The organism is Pararhodobacter sp. SW119 (genome assembly GCF_017811755.1).
In the GTDB taxonomy this organism is placed as follows: domain Bacteria; phylum Pseudomonadota; class Alphaproteobacteria; order Rhodobacterales; family Rhodobacteraceae; genus Pararhodobacter.
Genome location: NZ_JADDJF010000023.1, coordinates 1 through 17,726, shown reverse-complemented (window position 1 = coordinate 17,726; position 17,726 = coordinate 1). Strand labels below are relative to the sequence as shown.

The window sequence follows — 17,726 nt, the reverse complement described above, 5'->3', positions numbered from 1 at the left end:
GAAGGGCCGCGCATCAGCCAGACCGGCCAAGCGGAAACGTAAAGAATCCGTTTCGATTTACACGATTTACAAATTACTTCATGGGCTTATGGGTCAGTGCGCAATTTGCGCGCCCCGCCCAAATTTGCGCACCCTGCCTATCCGCCGGGCATCGGCTGCCCCAATGCCCGGCGGTTTCGTTTGTCCAAGCCCCCCGGCGCTCTACTCCGCGGGCATCGCGGCGGGCTCCACGACCAGCGGGTGGGACAGGTGGGTCAGCATCTCCTTCGGGCAGACCTGCAGGAAATGGTCCTTCTCGCTGTCCCAGCGGCGCAGGATCTCGGCGGCGCGGGTGCTGCCGGTCTCGGTGGCGTGGCGCTCGATCAGGCCTTTCAGCTGGGCCTCCCAGTGCGTGACCGTCACCTTGCAGGTGAGCAGCGAGTCCATGTTGATCAGCGGCGCCGACAGCCCCTCGGGGTCATAGAGATAGGCCATGCCGCCGGTCATCCCGGCGCCGAAATTGGCGCCGATCGACCCCAGGATCACGGCGACGCCCCCGGTCATGTACTCGCAGCCGTTCGACCCGCAGCCCTCGACCACGACCTCGGCACCGGAATTGCGCACCGCGAAGCGCTCGCCCGTCCGCCCCGCGGCGAACAGTTGCCCCGCGGTCGCGCCGTAGAGCACCGTGTTGCCGATGATCGTGTTCTCATGCGCCACCAGCGGCGAGGTCATGCGCGGCCGCACCACGATCGTGCCGCCCGACAGCCCCTTGCCGACATAGTCGTTGGCATCGCCGAACACCTCCAGCTTCAGCCCCCGCACGGCAAAGGCGCCCAGCGACTGCCCGGCATTGCCAGCCAGTTTCACCGTCAGATGGTCGGCCTGCAACTCGTTGCGCATCCCGAACCGGCGCACGATATGCGACGACGCCCGCGTGCCCACCGTGCGATGCGTGTTGCGCACGGCGTAGCTCAGCTGCATCTTCTCGCCATCCTCGAAGAACCGCGCGGCATCGCGGATGATCTCGGCATCCAGCGTGTCGGGCACGGCGTTGCGCGGCTTGTCGCGGTCGTAGCGGATGCGGTCGGCGCCATCGACGGTGATCAGCAGCGGGTTCAGGTCCAGATCGTCCAGATGCGCCGAGCCACGGCTGACCTGCGTCAGCAGATCCGCCCGCCCGATCACCTGGTCGAGCGACCGCGCGCCAAGCTGGGCCAGGATCTCGCGCACCTCCTGCGCGTAGAAGGTGATCAGGTTCACGACCTTGTCGGCGGACCCGGTGAACTTGGCGCGCAGCGCCTCGTCCTGCGTGCAGACGCCGACGGGGCAGGTGTTCGACTGGCACTGGCGCACCATGATGCAGCCCATGGCGATCAGCGCGGCGGTGCCGATGCCGTATTCCTCGGCCCCCATCATGGCCGCCATGACGATGTCGCGGCCCGTCCGCAGGCCGCCATCGGTGCGCAGCGTCACCCGCTCGCGCAGGTTGTTCATCGCCAGCACCTGATGCGCCTCGGTCAGGCCCATCTCCCACGGCAGGCCGGCGTACTTGATCGAGGTGCCGGGCGACGCGCCGGTGCCGCCATTGTGCCCCGAGATCAGGATCACGTCGGCCTTGGCCTTGGCCACCCCCGCCGCGATCGTGCCGACGCCCGAGGACGCCACCAGCTTCACCGTCACCTTGGCGCGCGGGTTGATCTGCTTGAGGTCGTAGATCAGCTGCGCCAGATCCTCGATCGAGTAAATGTCGTGATGCGGCGGCGGGCTGATCAGTGCCACGCCCGGCGTCGCGTGGCGCAGCTTGGCGATCAGCTTGGTGACCTTCATCCCCGGGATCTGCCCGCCCTCGCCGGGCTTGGCGCCCTGGGCGACCTTGATCTCTAGCTCCTCGCAGGCGTTCAGGTATTCGGCGGTCACGCCGAACCGGCCCGAGGCCACCTGCTTGATCTTGGCCGACGGATTGTCGCCATTGGCCAGCGGGTGGTGATGCGCCGGGTCCTCGCCGCCCTCGCCGGAATCGGATTTCGCGCCGATCCGGTTCATGGCGATGTTCAGCGTCATGTGCGCCTCGGGCGACAGCGCGCCCAGCGACATGCCCGGCGTCACGAACCGCTTGCGGATCGCGGTGATCGACTCCACCTCCTCGATCGGGATCGACCGGCCCAGCGGCTTGAAGTCCAGAAGGTCGCGGATATGGATCGGCGGGTTGGCCTGCAGCGCGGTCGAATACTTGCGCCACAGGTCATAGCTCGCCCGGTCGCAGGCCGATTGCAGCAGGTGCATGGTCTGCGCCTCCCAGGCGTGCTTCTCGCCCGAGCGCCGCGCCTTGTAGAACCCGCCCACCGGCAGCACGCCGGCGTCGCCCCGCCATCCGGTGGCGTGAATCTCCTCGGCCTTGCGCTGCAGCCCGGCCAGCCCGATGCCCGAGATGCGGCTCTGCATGCCGGGGAAATACTCGGCGACCATGGCGCGGCTCAGGCCCACGGCCTCGAAGTTCAGCCCGCCCCGGTAGGAGGAGATCACCGAGATCCCCATCTTCGACATGATCTTCAGCAGCCCCGCGTCGATCGCGTCGCGGTAGCGGCGCATCGCGTCGGTCAGGTTGCCGTCGATCAGCCCGCGCCGCAGCCGGTCGGCGATGGTGTCCTGCGCAAGGTACGCGTTGACCGTCGTAGCACCGCAGCCGATCAGCACGGCGAAGTAATGCGGGTCGATGCATTCGGCCACCCGCAGGTTGAGCGAGCAGAAGGTCCTGAGGCCCCGCCGCGTCAGCCAGGAATGCACCGCGCTGGTGGTCAGGATCATCGGCATCGCCACCCGGTCGCGGCCCTGGCCCTCGTCGGTCAGCACGATATGCCCGGCGCCCGAACGCACCGCGTCCTCGGCCTCGTGGCGGATGCGTTCCAGCCCGGCGCGCAGCGCGTCGTCGCCCGCCCCGCGCGGAAAGGTGCAGTCGATCCGCACCAGCGCGTCGCCGAATTCCTCGGCCATCACGCGGAATTCCTCGTTGGCGATGAACGGGCTTTCCAGCACCAGGATCTCGGTCTGGGTGGAGCTTTCGTCGAGCACGTTCTTGAGGTTGCCGAACCGCGTCTTCAGGCTCATCACCCGCGCCTCGCGCAGGCTGTCGATCGGCGGGTTGGTGACCTGGCTGAAGTTCTGGCGGAAGTAATGGCTCAGCGGCCGGTAGACCTTGCTCAGCACCGCGGCCGGCGTGTCGTCGCCCATCGAGGCGATCATCTCCTTGCCGTCCTCGGCCATCGGCACCAGCACCTGCTCGATCTCCTCCAGCGAGTAGCCAGCGGCGATCTGGCGGCGGCGCAGGTCCTCGCCTTCGTGCAGCGCAGCCTCGGGCAAGTCGCGCAGCAGGCTGTTCAGGTCGACGATCTTCTCGATCCATTCGCCGAAGGGTTGCGCGGCGGCCAGCCGGTCCTTGATCTCGGCATCGTGAAACAGCTTGCCGTCCTTCATGTCGACGGCGATCATCTGCCCCGGCCCCAGCGCGCCCTTCTCGCGTACCGTGTTCTCCTCGACCGTGACCATCCCGGCCTCGGACCCGGCGATCAGCAGCCCGTCGCCGGTGACCACATAGCGCATCGGGCGCAGCCCGTTGCGGTCCAGCCCCCCGCAGACCCAGCGCCCGTCGGTCATGGCCAGCGCCGCCGGCCCGTCCCAGGGCTCCATCACCGCGTTGCAATAGGCGTACATGTCGATCCAGGGCTGCGGCAGTTCCACCGCCTGCTTCGACCAGGCCTCGGGGATCAGCATGGTCTTGGCCATCGGCGCGCTGCGCCCGGCGCGCACCAGCATCTCGAAGACCGCATCCAGCGCGCCCGAATCCGACGCCCCCTCGGGGACGATCGGCTTGATGTCTTCGGCCATCTCGCCGAACGTGTTCGACGCCATGCGGATCTCGTGGCTGCGCATCCAGTTCAGGTTGCCCTTCAGCGTGTTGATCTCGCCGTTATGGGCCAGCATGCGAAAGGGCTGCGCCAGCCACCATTGCGGGAAGGTGTTGGTGCTGTAGCGCTGGTGATAGATGGCGAAGGCCGACTCAAAGCGTTCGTCCTTCAGGTCGGGATAGAACTCGGCCACCTGCTCGGCCAGCATCATGCCCTTGTAGATCACCGACCGGCAGGACAATGAGCACAGGTAAAGCCCCTGGATCTGCGCCGCGGCGGCGGCCTTCTCGATCCGGCGGCGAATGACGTAAAGCTCGCGCTCGAAGGCTTCCTCGTCCATCGCCTTGCCGTCGCGGATCAGGATCTGCTCGATCTCGGGGCGGGTGGCGTTGGCCTTCTCGCCCAGCACCGTCGTCTCGACCGGCACGTGCCGCCAGCCGTAGATCGCGTGCCCCATGCGCAGCACTTCGGATTCCACGATGGTCCGGCACCGCTCCTGCGCGCCGAAATCGGTGCGCGGCAGAAACACCTGGCCCACGGCGACATGCGCCTTCGCGTCCGGCTCGTGCCCGGTGCGGCGGATCTGGTCGTGAAAGAACGCGACGGGGATCTGCACATGGATGCCGGCGCCGTCGCCGGTCTTGCCGTCGGCATCGACCGCGCCGCGGTGCCAGACCGCCTTCAGCGCCTCGATCCCGGCAATGACCACCTCGCGCCGGGGCTTGCCGTCCAGCGCCACCACCAGCCCGACCCCGCAGGAGGAATGCTCGTCCTCGACGCGGTAAAGCCCCTCGGCCGCGATGCGCGCGCGGTGGGCTTCCTCGGTCCGCACCCAGTCCTTGTCAAACCCGTCCATGCTCATGCTCCCGCGCCATACTTCTTCATCGTCTCTTCTCCGGTCAGCCGCTCGTGCGCGCCGGCCAGAAGGTAGGCCCCGGCGGTCCCGTCCGCGAAGACCTCGTTTTCCAGGCTCAGCCCCTCGAGCGTGTCGAGCGTGCCGGCCGCCATCGCCGTCCAGCCCGCCATCTTCCCCGCCGTCACCCGGTAGAACAGCGTCGAGCCGCAGTCGCGGCAGAAGCCGCGCTCCGCCCAGGAAGACGAGGTATAGACCGCCGGTTCCCCGGCTACGAATCTGATCGCCTCGCCCGGTGCGTCAAGCGACACCAGCAGGCTGCCGGTATGCCGTCGGCATTGTTCGCAGGAACAGCCGCCAAGGCCCGTCTTTTCGGTTGTGATCGTGTAGCGCACCGCGCCGCAAAGGCATCCGCCCGTCCGTTCCGTCATCGCGCGCCCTCCCGCGTCGCATGCGCCCGATGGGTCAGCGATGCTGACCCATGCGTTGCGCCAAATTCCGTCAAGCGTCCGCTGCTGCCATACGCTTGCCATACGCTTGCCATACGCCTGCCAGCCACATTCCGGCACCCTCTGTCCCGGTCGGCAGCCTCGCTTACCGCGCGCCGCCGGGGTCGAAATGGGGCAGGGGACCGGCCCATGCCGCCGCTACTCCGCCGCCACCGCCGGCGCATCCGCCAGTTCCGCCAGGATCGCATCCGCCGCCTCGCGCCCGTCGCGGATCGCCCAGACCACCAGGCTCGCGCCGCGCACGATATCGCCCACCGCATAGACCCCCGGCATGGCGGTCGAATGGGTGGCGAAATCGGTGCGCACGGTGCCCCAGCGCGTCACCGGCAGCTGCTTCTCACCCCAGAGCGTCGGCAGATCCTCGGGCTCGAACCCCAGCGCCTTGATGACCAGGTCCGCGGGTTCGGTGACGATATCGCCCTCGATCGGTTCCGGCGCGCGGCGGCCGGTCAGGTCGGGCGTGCCCAGACGCATCTTCTGCACCCGCACGCCGCGCACGGCGTCCGCGCCCTCGAACCCGTCGGGGGTGGACAGCCAGACGAACTCGACGCCCTCCTCCTCGGCATTCGCCACCTCGCGCTGGCTGCCGGGCATGTTCTCGCGGTCGCGACGATAGAGGCATTTGACGCTCGTCGCGCCCTGCCGCACCGCCGTGCGCACGCAATCCATCGCCGTGTCGCCGCCGCCGATGACGACCACGCGCTTGCCGTCGGCGTTCAACTCGCCGGTGTCGAATTCGGGCACCTCGTCGCCGAACCCGTGCCGGTTCGACGCCGTCAGGTAATCGATTGCCCGCACGATCCCCGGCAGGTCCGCGCCCGGCCCGCCCAGTTCGCGGCTCTTGTAGACGCCGGTGGCGATGATCACCGCGTCGTGCTGGCCGCGGATGGCGGCAAAGCTGATATCCTCGCCGACGTTGCAGTTCAGCACGAAATCTACGCCGCCGTCCTGCAGCTGCTCGATGCGCTGCATGACCACCGGCTTCTCCAGCTTGAAGCCGGGGATGCCATAGGTCATCAGCCCGCCGGCGCGGTCGTAGCGGTCGTAGACCGTGACCTGCACGCCGGCGCGGCGCAGCCGTTCCGCCGCGGCCAGCCCGCCGGGCCCCGCGCCGATGATGCCCACCGACTGGTCCAGTTCCTCGGCCGGGCGGATGGCACGCACCCAGCCTTCCTCGAACGCGGTGTCGGTCAGGTACTTCTCGATCGCGCCGATGGTCACCGTGCCATGGCCCGACATCTCGATCACGCAATTGCCCTCGCACAGCCGGTCCTGCGGGCAGATCCGGCCGCAGATCTCGGGGAAGGTATTGGTGGACTGGCTCAACTCATACGCTTCCTGCAGCCGCCCCTGCGCGGTCAGCATCAGCCAGTCGGGGATGTTGTTGTGCAAGGGGCAATGCGTCTGGCAATAGGGCACGCCGCACTGGCTGCACCGCCCGGCCTGCTCCGCCGCCTTCTCGCGCGCATACTCGCGATAGATCTCGCCAAAATCCTGCGCCCGCTCCGCCGCCCGCCGCTTCTCCGGCGTCTCCTTGCCCACGGTCACGAACTTCAACATACGCTGCCCAACCATCCCCAACCCTTTCCACCGCCGAACCCCCCGCCCATACCACCCTCCAAACAGCAATAAAAGTCAGTATAGGTTACCTATATGCCTGAAATTCGCGCCTTGGCGGCGAAAATTCGGCGCAGGACATAGTAAAAGGGTCACGTACAATTACCTAATTCTTGGGTTTCGCTTTCCGATCAGGCCGCTATGGTGCGCCGGATCCCCTTACAGGCATTCTCATGACCCTCTTCAACCTCCTGATTCTGGCTGTCGTACAGGGAATCACCGAGTTTCTGCCGATCTCGTCCTCGGCTCATCTCGTACTTCTGCACGAACTCGGCGGTCCCTCGGCCGAGGCTCTTGCGCTGGACGTCGCCGTCCACCTGGGCTCGATCCTCGCCGTGGTGCTCTATTTCCGGCAGGATGTCGCCCAAGCCCTCAAGGGCATTGCCCCCGCCCTTCGCGGCCGGCTGGAAAGTTACGAGGCTCGCCTCGCCTTCGGTCTGGCCGTCGCAACCCTGCCAGCGCTCCTTCTCGGGGCGCTCCTGTCGATCACCGGCTGGATCGAGCATCTGCGAAACGTCACAATCATCGGCTGGATGATGATCGTTTTCGGCGTTCTGCTGTACATTGCACACCGCTACGCGCCCGAAGTTCGCCGCGCCGAGGAATGGAGCGTGCGCGACGCGGTCCTCATGGGACTATGGCAGGCGGTCGCGCTGGTGCCGGGGGTCTCGCGCTCCGGCATCACCATGACGGCTGGTCGCATTCTGGGCTTCGACCGGCATTCGGCGGCAAAGATCGCGCTGCTGATGTCGATCCCGATCACACTGGCCACTGGCGCGCATATCGCCATGCAACTGCGCAACGCCGAACTCGACACCACCACGTTGCTTGCCAACTCTCTGATCGGCGGAGCCTTTGCATTCATCGCCGCCTATGTTGCACTCGCGACGATGATGAAGCTTCTGCGCTTCGTCAGCTTCACGCCATACGTGGTCTATCGCGTGATCCTGGGCGTGGTCCTGCTGGCGATCGCCTACTCCTGACGGCGCAGGTTCCCGGCAGAGTCGCGGATGTCCTCGTATTGACCGATCGGCCGGTACGGCCACAAATAGCCGGGCAGGATCAGTTCCATCGGAACGGGTGCGATGCCCAGTTCTGCAAAACCTTTCGCATCCTCGCTCACCACGTTGTCGCGGCGAAGCTGCTTGAGTTGGTCGCGCGTCAACTGGTTGTTCGTGAAGAGACCCACGCTGACGGTTTGCAGCAGATCGAAGGCCCAGGCCGCAAATCGCGCGGCAAACCACGGCAGGGTCACGATCACGCGCTTGCGCCGGATCTGCCCCAGAAGGATCTCCATCAGTTCCCGGAAGCTGCGCACGTCGGGGCCGCCCAGTTCATAGATGCCCGGCTCGGCACCGCCCTGGGCGGCCAATGACGCCGCCTTTGCGACGTCGTCGACATAGACCGGCTGGAAGCGCGTTTTGCCCCCCGCGATCGGCAGGAAGGGTGAGAAACGCGCCATCCTGGCGAAGCGGTTGAAGAACTGATCCTCGGGCCCGAAGATAATCGATGGACGCAGGATGACCGCACCGGGAAACCCCTTGCGCACCGCCTCTTCGCCCGCCGCCTTGGTGCGCGCATAAGCGCTTTCGGATGCCGCATCCGCCCCGATCGCCGAGATCTGGACGAAATGTAGGGCGCCGGCCTCGGCGGCCATCCGCGCGACCCGTTGTGCGCCCTCCACCTGTACCGATGCAAAGCGGTTCTTACCGGTTTCGTTCAGGATACCGACGCAGTTCACCACCGCATCCGCCCCTTCGACCGCCGCGCGGACCGACGCGTCATCACGGATGTTGCAGAGCATCGGTTCGACCTGCCCGACAACGCCATAGGTTCGCACGAACATCGCCTCGTTCGGGCGCCGCGTGGCAACCCTGACGCGCCAGCCCGCTTTCGCCATGCGCCGAGCGATGTAGCGCCCAACAAATCCCGAACCGCCCAGAATCGTGATCAAACCGGTCATGCCGCCCTCCGTGCCGTCTGTCTCCCATACCTGCCGCCCCTCGGTCAGACAAGTCCGTTCACCCTGGACCGCTCATGCAGGAAAGCGGTGTTCGATCCGAGGAGAGCGCACGCAGCGCACGATTCTTCTCTCGACGATCTTTCCCCAGTTGACACCTCTTGGAGCCCCGGGTAACCAGCCTGCACGCAACCTGCCCAGGTGGCGGAACTGGTAGACGCGCTAGCTTCAGGTGCTAGTGCCCTCACGGGCGTGGAGGTTCGAGTCCTCTCCTGGGCACCAATATGCTTAAATATACCTCTAAAATCAATGGCTTGCCGGGCGTGCCTTGAAGGCCCCCGCCCATTCCCCCACCATCTTGATTGCGCTTGCCTGAGACATCGTGAGCAGTTTCCTTGCCCACGCCGCAACCCCGGCCGCTATAAGGCAGACCCCCCGCTGCGAGATGGCTCGCTTTGCGCGTGCAGCGAAGCGTTCGGCGATCCGCCGCCGTTTGATCGCATGAAATTGGCTCTACATGACACGTCGATCTCGCCTTCCGAGACGAAGGCGGCCGGTCAGCGGCAGCGGCGCACCCGAGGGCGCCGCTGCCACGCTTAGCATCACCAGGCGCGGTGCAGGGTTTCAAGGTCGGTGCCAGCGTTGTGCCAAGCCGCTTGGAACCTCGCGGCCGCGCCCTCGGCCGCCTCATGCTTGCCTTGCGCCTTCAGGCTGGCAGTCAGCCCATGAAGCGCCCAGCCATTTTCGGGATACTCATCCAGATCGGCCTGGAAGACGGCCGCCGCCTCCGCCGGCTGATCGGCCACCAGGTGCGCCCGGCCCAGATTCAGGCGTGCCGAATTGAACCAGTAGGGTGGCTCCATGTAGGGCAGCGCGTCTTGCAGCTCGACTGCCTGTCGGAAATGATCGACGGCGGTCTGGGGATCGCCTTCGGCCAGCGCGATCTCGCCCGCAAGCGTTCTGTCCGCAACTCGCAGGATCGTGTGCGCGGGAAAGAAGGCCTCGGGCATATCCATCGCCGCCGCTTCGTCCGATGCGGCGAAGTCGGCAAGTGCCCCGGCCTTGTCGCGGGCCGCATCAAGATCACCCCGCGCGGCATGCGCCATCCCGCGGGCGAAGCCGTGCAGCTGCGTGACAAAGGCCAGGTCGGCCGGCGGATCCGTTGCCATGACCGCGTCCCAGTCCGCGAAGCGCACCTCGACCAGCACCGGCGCGACGAGGAAGTTTTGCAGGAACGGCACCTCGGCTGCCAAACCCGTCGGCGCGGCGGCGAGCAACGCCTCGGCCGCGCTGCGCGCGCGGTCGTGATGCCCCTCGACCGAGGCGGTCCAGGCCAGGAAGTGGTAGTTGTGCGGATGATAGAGAACCGGCACCAACCCCTCTACATCGTAGGCCGAAAGGTAGGTCTCGTCGGCGGCGACCGCCGCCTCGTTGGCGCGCGAGGCGTCGTGCCAGCGCCCGATCCGCGCATAGATATGCGATGGCATGTGGATCATGTGCCCGATCTGGATGTCCAGATCGCGCAGGGTGTCGGCCGCGGCCTCGGCGGCTTCGGGCGTGGGCGAGTTCTCCATCACGTGGATGTAGAGATGCGCCGCGCCGGCGTGGCGGGGATCGCGCGCCAGCACCCGCTCCAGCGCCGACACCAGCCGCTCGGTCTCTGGCCGCGGACTGCCGTCAGCGGCCCAGTAGTCCCAGGGCACGAGGTTCATCAGCGCCTCGGCATAAAGCGTCCAGGCGTCAAGGTCGCTCGGATGCTCCTCGGCATTGCGCCCCATCGCCTCGGCATAGGCGCGGTCCAGGTCGCTGCGGTCCTCCGGCGACTCAGCGGCGTAGCGCTCGGCCAGCGCCGCGATATAGGCCTGCTCGCGCTCGGTGGCGTTTTCGGCCAGTTCCTGGGCGCGGGTGGCGGCGGCGAAGGCCGGCTCGGCCGCCGCCGGGTCCATCGGCGCATTGATATGCGGCCCGAGGGCGAGCGCGACGCCCCAGTGGCACATGGCGCAGTCGGGGTCGTGGCGCACGGCTTCCTCGAAGGAACGCACGGCTTCGAAATGGTTGAAACCGTAGGTAAAGATCAGCCCCTGGTCGAAGTACGCCTGCGCCTCGGGTGAAACGGTGCTGATCGCGAAGCGATGATCGCCGAGACCTTCGAAGAGCGGCACCGCGGCATCTTCAGGAATGGTGAGAGCATGGGCGTGATCGTTGCCATGTGCATGGTCATTGTCGGCCATGGCGCCGCCAGTGAGACCAGCAAGGGCAAGGGCGGTCACGGCGGCCGATGCGTAGAGACGGTTGAGCATTTTCTGATGTGTCATGGGTACCTCCTGTTGCTTGTTGACGAAAGCGTCGGGTGCGGCGGCATCGTTGCGAAATCGCCCCGTCAGCCAGGCTTGCGGGCCGAGACGCGCCAGGAGCCGGACGGCATGACGATGCCGCCGCCCTGCTGGCAGGGGGCGAGGGCCGCGCGCAGGGCAGCCTCGACCTCATCGCGCCGTTCCTCGGCCAGGCCGCTCATCAGGATCTTGCGATAGCGTTCGAATGTCGTGGCCAGCGTGTCGTTCCAGAAGGCGACGAATTCGCTTTGCAGGTTTTCGGCGCGTGAAATGTGCTCCTCCTTTTCGCGTCGGGTGCGTGCGGCATCACCGCGCGCGTCGCACGACCTTGCTGCATGGCGGATTTGCCGCGAAAGGCGTTCTGCTGTATCCTGCCACGCAACGTCGCGCTGCGCGGGCCCGGGCCGAACCCAACTGGCCGAAACCATCGTGCGCAACCCGACAGCCGCGCGCATTTGAAATGGTAGCGATGCGCCAAGCGCCCTGCCAGAGCCGTTCTTCGCACGAACGGTCCATTCTAATCACCGGAGGCTGCGATGCCGGCCACCAGCGACACGAAGCGCGTGAGCATCCTCGCCGTGCCGACCATGTCGACCGGAACCCCGATCAACGGCCTTTACGAGACGCTGGCGCTGGGCGAGTCTATCTTGGGTGAAAAGCGACCCGAGGCGCCGGACCTGTTCCAGGTCGAGATCGTGGGCCTGGAGCGCGGCATCTTCGCCGGCGCCTGCGGCCTGCCCTTGCAGGTGCACCGCGGCGTGGCGGAGGTGGCACGCACCGATATCGTCATCATACCCTCGATGTTCTTCTCCGAAGAAGGGTGGGTCAAGGGCCAGCAGCCCGAGATCGTCGACTGGCTGCAACGCCAGCATGCCGAGGGTGCCGATCTATGTACCGCCTGTGCCGGCGCGCTGCTTCTGGCCGAGACGGGCCTTCTGGACGGGCGCGAGACCACGACGCACTGGGCCTTCGCCGAGACGTTCCGCCGCAACTTCCCGCAGGTGCGCCTGCGGCTGGAGGAGTTGCTGATCGTCGGCGGGCCGCGCGGCGAATTCGTCATGAGCGGCGCGGCCAGTTCGTGGCAGGATCTGATCCTCTACGTGATCGCGCGCCATGTCAGCCCGCGCGCGGCGCAGACGCTGGGCAAATTCCTGCTCTATCAGTGGAACACGCCCAGCCAGGTGCCGTTCATGCCGTTCACGCCGCAGACCGATCACGGCGACGGCGTCATCCGGGCAGTGCAGGAGGCGCTGGACGCCGACGTTAGGCTCGGCCTGACAGTCGACGAACTTGCCGATCGGACCGGGCTGGCGCGGGCGACCTTCAACCGGCGGTTTGCGCGCGCGACCGGCCACGCGCCGATCGATTATCTGCAACGGCTGCGGGTCGAGAAGGCCAAGGCGCTGCTGGAAGAGACCACCCAACCGATCGAGGAGATCGGCTGGCAGGTTGGCTACGAGGAGCCGGCGGCGTTCCGGCGCCTGTTTCGCAAGGTCACGCGTCTGACGCCAGGCGAGTACCGGCGCAAGTTCCGACTGATCCGGGTCGATCGGACACCGCGCGCCGGCGAAGCCGCCGCATCGGCATGAGCCGCCCCGCCGCCCTTGGCCCGTCGCCCGGACTGTCCACGCCGACCGCCGCAGCGGACGGCCGTTCGACAGGAGACGGTCGGGAGCGGCGCGCCTTTCCCGGTCGGGCCCCTCAGCCGGCCGCGGGGCGCTGGCGCGCGGCCGGCGCGGCGACGAGCGAAAGCAGCAGCCAGCGCCGAATTGCAGCACCTTCCGCCCCCACGGCAGCGTGCCTGTGACGTGATCGGGCGGACACGTTCTCGATCCGTCACCGGTACTGGCGCACCAACACGATCCGCGCGCGCGCCTGCGCGCACTCGCATCCGAGCTTCGCCGGTTGGCCTCCCGGCAGCTCCACGTGCTGCTTGGGCGAGAGGAACAGGTAGTGAAACGTCGGAACAGACTGAACTGAAATGTTGAAACGTCCCGACCGGGAACGACATCGGCCGCCCAATTCCCGGCGCTCAGGCGACCCCGGCGCGCGCCAGCCCTTCCATATAGCGGCCGAGTTGCGCCCGCGACTTGAGGTAGAAAAGCCGCCCGCGCGCCATCTCCAGCGAGAAGTCGGGTTTCGCGCGCATCAGGCCGGTGCGGGCGCGCTCGATCCGCCGCCTGTCGCCGGTATGGCCAAGCGCGGCGAGCAGGTTCGCATGCGCCGAGTAATGCGCGTTGGGGACCTGGACCGCCCGGCCGGCGGCGCGCGCCGCGGCCTCGAACTCGGCCCCGAAGAGATGCGCCAGCGACCGGTAGGAATGAAACGCCCAGCGGAACGGATCGTGCGGGCTCAGCTGGATGGCGCGTTCGAAATGCCGGATCGAGTCGTCGATCCGCCCCTCGTAGGCCAGCGAATCGCCCAGCCCGCAATGCGACACCGCCAGGTAGGGGTTGAGGTCGAGCGAATGCTCCAGCGCGTCGATGGCCAGATCGTATTCCTGCCGCGCCAGGCGCACCCGGCCAAGCGCGAAATGGCCCTGCGCGTCGCGGTCGTCCAGCGCCAGCCCGCGCAGCGCCAGGTCCAGCGCGTCGTCCAGGCGTGCCGCGCTCACCGCGCCCTCGAAATAGACCATGCTCAGCGTGATCGCGTAAGCGAGGCGCGTGTAGGGTTCGGCGAAGTCGGGCTCGGCGCGGATCGCCATGCGCAGGAATTCCTGTGCCCGCCGGTTGCTCTCGGCGGTGAACTTGTAGAACTCGGCCATGCCCAGGTGATAAAGTTCCCAGGCGCCCCGGTTCGCGCGCGGCAGGGCGCGCGCCTTCTGCTGTTCCGACACGCCCAGTTCGGTCGCCAGCCGCGCGGCGAGGGTGCCGCAGATCTCGTCCTGGAATTCGAAGACCTGCGCGATATCGATCTCGAACGTATCCGACCAGAGGCGTCGCATCGCGTGTACCTCGACCGCCTCGGCGCCGATCCGCACCCGTTCGCCGGCCTTGCGCAGGCTGCCGGTGACGACATGCGTGGCGCCCAGCTGCCCCGCAATCGCATCGAGCGGCTCCAGCGTATCGCGGAAGGCGAAGGCCGGGTTGCGGGCGACGACGCCGATCCAGCGATGCCGGCTCAGCGCGTTCAGGATGTCCTCGGTGATGCCGTCGGCAAAGACCCGTCCGCTGGCATCGCCCGACAGGTTCTCGAACGGCAGCACGCCGATCAGCGGGCGGGCCGAGGCCTGCGGCGGCTCCGGGCGTGCCGGCGCGGCCTCTGCCGCGACCGGCGTGACCGCGCGCAGGAAGCGAAAGCCGCGGCCGTGGACGGTGCCGATCGTGTGCTGCGCGCGGCCGCTGTCACCCAGGGCCTGACGCAGCGCCTTGACCTGGCTGCTCAGCGCCGTGTCCGAAACGATCCGCCCGTCCCAGAGGCTGGCGAAGATCTCGTCGCGCGCAACCACCCGGTCGCGGTTCTGCACCAGCAGAAGCAGCAGATCGAAGGTCAGCGGCTCCAGCGGGACGGGTTCGCCCTCGCGCCGCAGCTCGCGCCTCAGCGGATCGACCGTGAAATCGCCGAAGCGCAGGCAGGCGGTGGCCGGCGCGACCTCGATCCGGCGGGCGCGGAACGCCTCGATCGGAAGGGGCATGGGCGCCGCCTCCACCGGCCCCCGCGGGTCGAAGGCGACGCCCGGCATCGGGCTTATCGCCGCGCGCGCGGTGGCCGAGATCAGTACCTCGCCCGGCTCGGCGCACCGCGCCAGGGCCTGCGCCACCGCCGCGCCCTCGTCGCGGGCGTCCGGATCGACGGGCATGTCGATGCCGCCACGGATGCCGCCATGCCCGGTCGCAACCGGCAGCACCGCCAGCAGGTCGAACGCGCAGCGGATCGCCCCGGTGCCGGTGGCGAAGGCGATCTGCGCGCCGCCGTCGGCCCAACGCGTCCCGCCCGCGCCATGCCGGCGCGCAATCCCCTCGATCAGGTGCCGGTCCGATCCCTCATCCGGGACAGGCCTTTCCAGCATCCTGCGGGGAATCTCGAAACAGGCAAATGTTGTCATCGTCTGCGGCATCGCTCCCCCTTCAACGGTGGCGTGCGAGGCCCTGCCGAGCCGGCCGGATCGCGAAGGCCCCGGCGCATGACGCCGGCCCGCGTTCCGTCCTGGCTGGCCAGCGACACCATCATCATCAAGGAAAACGCCGCGAAATGCAAATTTCGCTCGGGTGCGCCGTACCACGCGCCGCCCGGCGGCAGCGCGGCCGCAGGGGTCGCGCGCCCCTCAGCCGGCGGGATTGCGGGCCGAGATCATCCAGGATGAGCTTGGCATCACGATCCCCTCATCCTCGCGCCGCTCGCGCTCGATCGCCTCGGCCAGCGCCGCTTCGATCTGCGGGCGCTTGCGTTCGGCTTCCTCGCCGGCTTCGCGGAACACCTCGCCCGCCGGGCCGATGGCCAGTTGGAAGTCGATCGCGTCCTTGACGTTGCGCCCGACCAGGACCGGCGCGTCAATCCGCTCGAATTCGATATCCTCGTAGCCGGCGATCTCCATCATCTGCCGCACCGTCGCCTCGTCGGCCATGGAAAACGGCCCCGGCCCGCAGGTGCGCGCATCCTCGCCCGGCGCCGGCAGGAACCGCAATACGACATCCTTGGCCATCGACAGCCACGGATTGTCCTTGGGGTCGCGCCAGACGATATGCACCATCCGCCCGCCGGGACGCAGCGCGCGGCGCATGTTCCGCAGCCCCGCGACGGGATTGGCGAAGAACATCGTGCCGAAGCGCGCGAAGGCAAAGTCGAACGCGTTCTGCGGCAGCGAAACCTCGGCATCGCCGCGCACGAAGTTCACGTTTTCAAGGTCGGTCTCGGCCAGTTCCTCGCGCGCGATATCGAGGAACATGTCGCAGCAATCGATCCCCACGACCGATCCTTTCGGCCCGACGATACGGGCCAGCTTCATCGCCGTGTCGCCCCAGCCGCAGCCGACATCGACGACGCGGTCGCCCTCGTACACCGGCAGCTTGGGAAAGACCGCCTCGCTGTGATGGGTCAGCCCGCCCACCAGGATGTGCCGGAAGCGGTTGAACTTCGGTCCCAGCACCTCGTTCCAGAACTGGACGAACTCCGAATCCCCGCCGATCGGGGGCAGGTCGGTCTGCGTGCGTTCGGTCTGCGTATGTGCCATCGCGTCGCTCCTTGCATAGGATGTTTCGGATGGCGGGATTATGACTTTACGCGCGACACGACGCTTGAGCGGGATGTGGGGAAATCGTGGGGAGTCTTGGGCCCCTCGCCCCAATCGGATCGCTGCCGTCGATGGCGATGGCTCGCCCTATCCGCGCCGGGGCGTGCAGAAAGACGCCCCTGCGATCACCCACTGCAACCGATTACACCATATGTTGTATGCGGTTGGCCTCGTGTGCCACAAGGCACCTCAATAAATCCCGACCCCGAAAATCGTCGAAATTTTTCATGTTTCGGGTGTTTTGCGTTTCTGTTTTTCATCTTCAGGCCAAAACTGACGTTTCCGAAACGGATTCACCCGCCGAGCGGCAGGTTGCTCAACCTTGAGCACCCTCGCCCCATTCCACCGCCCCTTCCCGCCCACCGACCCCTCCTGCGGCACTACCGCCGGCTGGTACCGGCTGGCCGCCACCCCCAGGAAAAGACCACATCCGCCCCACGCCATCGCCAAGCTTTGCCGCGGGCATCGCGCCAGTATCGTCCCATGACCGCTGCCCCGCCAAAGGCGCCCCGACGCGCCCCCGGCCCCGGTCCAACGCCGCCCGTTCGGACGCAGGACTTCGCCGGGCCGTTCCCAGGGACAGTCAGCTAAGACCAACGAAAAGGAGCATCAGCCATGAAGACACCCACCCTTCCCCTCGTTACCGCCGCCGCGATCGGACTCGCGTCGACCGGCGCATCGGCCGCCGATCCCGGAGAGCACTTCATCATCCACCAACTCGACCATCCCCCCGAAGGCGCCGCCGCGATGGTCCGCTCCCACGCCGAGGCCGAGGACGACTGGCTCTTCCTCGCCGAATTCGGCCTCGCCGGCGGCAGCGTCATCGCCCTGAAGATCTGCTATCCCGCCATCGGCCCCGACGTCGTCGCCGCCGGAATGCACACGATGGCGATGATGCCCTGCGGCCACCTGGCCTTCTACGAGGAGGACGGCCAGTCGACGCTGTCGATGCTGGACATGTCCTTCATGACCACGCTCGACCCGCATCCCCGCCTCGAAAACGCCGCCGCCACCGCCCGCCCCGCCTTCGCCGAGATGCTGAGCGAGGTCCTCGGCGTGGACTGACCATCCGACCCGCCGGCACCGAAACCGCCACCGGCCCCGCGCTTGCCGGCAGCGCAGATTTAGAGTCTTCTAGTTGGCGGATGCCGCCCATGCGAACGAGGCTTGCTCAGATGCAGCGAACGGCAGAAAGGGCCGCTCCTTGCACGTGCGCCTACGAATCCGCTTCGGTCGGCATGAACGACGGGCGTGCGGAAGCTGCGCTGCGGCATGCTGTCGAAGCCGAAGAGCAGGTTTGGGCCGGTCGTCACGGTCTGAGAGGCCGATTTGAAACTTGT

The 17,726-nt window shown here is 67.3% G+C and carries 11 protein-coding genes and 1 tRNA gene; 4 read left to right on the top strand and 8 right to left on the bottom strand.

Annotated elements, in window-relative coordinates:
- Window positions 1-201 precede the first annotated feature (201 nt).
- The 3 genes from gltB to IM708_RS13305 all read right to left on the bottom strand — a co-directional run bounded on the left by gltB (window position 202) and on the right by IM708_RS13305 (window position 6,821).
- Entirely contained in the window at window positions 202-4,740 is a 4,539-nt protein-coding gene (gene gltB / locus IM708_RS13315; RefSeq protein WP_209427064.1) for a glutamate synthase large subunit, read from the bottom strand.
- 2 nt (window positions 4,741-4,742) lie between these two features.
- Window positions 4,743-5,168: a GFA family protein gene (locus IM708_RS13310; RefSeq protein ID WP_209427063.1), complete on the bottom strand. Its 426-nt coding sequence runs from the start codon at window positions 5,166-5,168 to the stop codon at window positions 4,743-4,745.
- A 216-nt stretch (window positions 5,169-5,384) separates the two neighbouring features.
- Window positions 5,385-6,821, bottom strand: a complete 1,437-nt coding sequence (locus IM708_RS13305) for an NAD(P)-dependent oxidoreductase (RefSeq protein ID WP_209427062.1) — start codon at window positions 6,819-6,821, stop codon at window positions 5,385-5,387.
- Between the two features lie 215 nt (window positions 6,822-7,036).
- On the opposite strand from IM708_RS13305, the gene IM708_RS13300 reads away from it, so the two are divergent.
- The gene (locus tag IM708_RS13300; RefSeq protein WP_209427061.1) at window positions 7,037-7,846 is read left to right on the top strand and encodes an undecaprenyl-diphosphate phosphatase; all 810 of its coding nucleotides are present in this window, start codon (window positions 7,037-7,039) and stop codon (window positions 7,844-7,846) included.
- Here IM708_RS13300 and IM708_RS13295 read toward each other — a convergent pair.
- Window positions 7,837-8,826: a complex I NDUFA9 subunit family protein gene (locus IM708_RS13295; protein WP_209427060.1), complete on the bottom strand. Its 990-nt coding sequence runs from the start codon at window positions 8,824-8,826 to the stop codon at window positions 7,837-7,839. The two genes, IM708_RS13300 and IM708_RS13295, sit on opposite strands and share 10 nt — an antisense overlap.
- A 192-nt stretch (window positions 8,827-9,018) precedes the next feature.
- Here IM708_RS13295 and IM708_RS13290 point away from each other — a divergent pair.
- Window positions 9,019-9,105, top strand: a tRNA-Leu gene (locus tag IM708_RS13290).
- A gap of 320 nt (window positions 9,106-9,425) precedes the next feature.
- Here IM708_RS13290 and IM708_RS13285 read toward each other — a convergent pair.
- Complete coding sequence (locus IM708_RS13285; RefSeq protein WP_209427059.1) at window positions 9,426-11,138, bottom strand: hypothetical protein; 1,713 nt, start codon at window positions 11,136-11,138, stop codon at window positions 9,426-9,428.
- Window positions 11,139-11,203: 65 nt separating this feature from the next.
- Entirely contained in the window at window positions 11,204-11,611 is a 408-nt protein-coding gene (locus tag IM708_RS13280; protein ID WP_209427058.1) for a hypothetical protein, read from the bottom strand.
- Between the two features lie 81 nt (window positions 11,612-11,692).
- Here IM708_RS13280 and IM708_RS13275 point away from each other — a divergent pair, with 81 nt between their 5' ends.
- Entirely contained in the window at window positions 11,693-12,745 is a 1,053-nt protein-coding gene (locus tag IM708_RS13275) for a helix-turn-helix domain-containing protein (RefSeq protein ID WP_209427057.1), read from the top strand.
- Window positions 12,746-13,188: 443 nt separating this feature from the next.
- On the opposite strand, the gene IM708_RS13270 is transcribed toward IM708_RS13275, so the two are convergent.
- Together IM708_RS13270 and IM708_RS13265 are read right to left on the bottom strand one after the other, a co-directional pair.
- A complete protein-coding gene (locus tag IM708_RS13270) occupies window positions 13,189-15,213 on the bottom strand; it encodes a winged helix-turn-helix domain-containing protein (RefSeq protein ID WP_209427056.1) in 2,025 nt (674 codons plus the stop codon).
- A 207-nt stretch (window positions 15,214-15,420) separates the two neighbouring features.
- Window positions 15,421-16,326 (bottom strand): class I SAM-dependent methyltransferase, encoded by a 906-nt coding sequence (locus IM708_RS13265; RefSeq protein ID WP_209427055.1) that lies wholly within the window; start codon window positions 16,324-16,326, stop codon window positions 15,421-15,423.
- Between the two features lie 675 nt (window positions 16,327-17,001).
- Between IM708_RS13265 and IM708_RS13260 the strand changes: the two genes are divergently transcribed.
- A complete protein-coding gene (locus IM708_RS13260; protein ID WP_209427054.1) occupies window positions 17,002-17,451 on the top strand; it encodes a hypothetical protein in 450 nt (149 codons plus the stop codon).
- Window positions 17,452-17,726 lie beyond the last annotated feature (275 nt).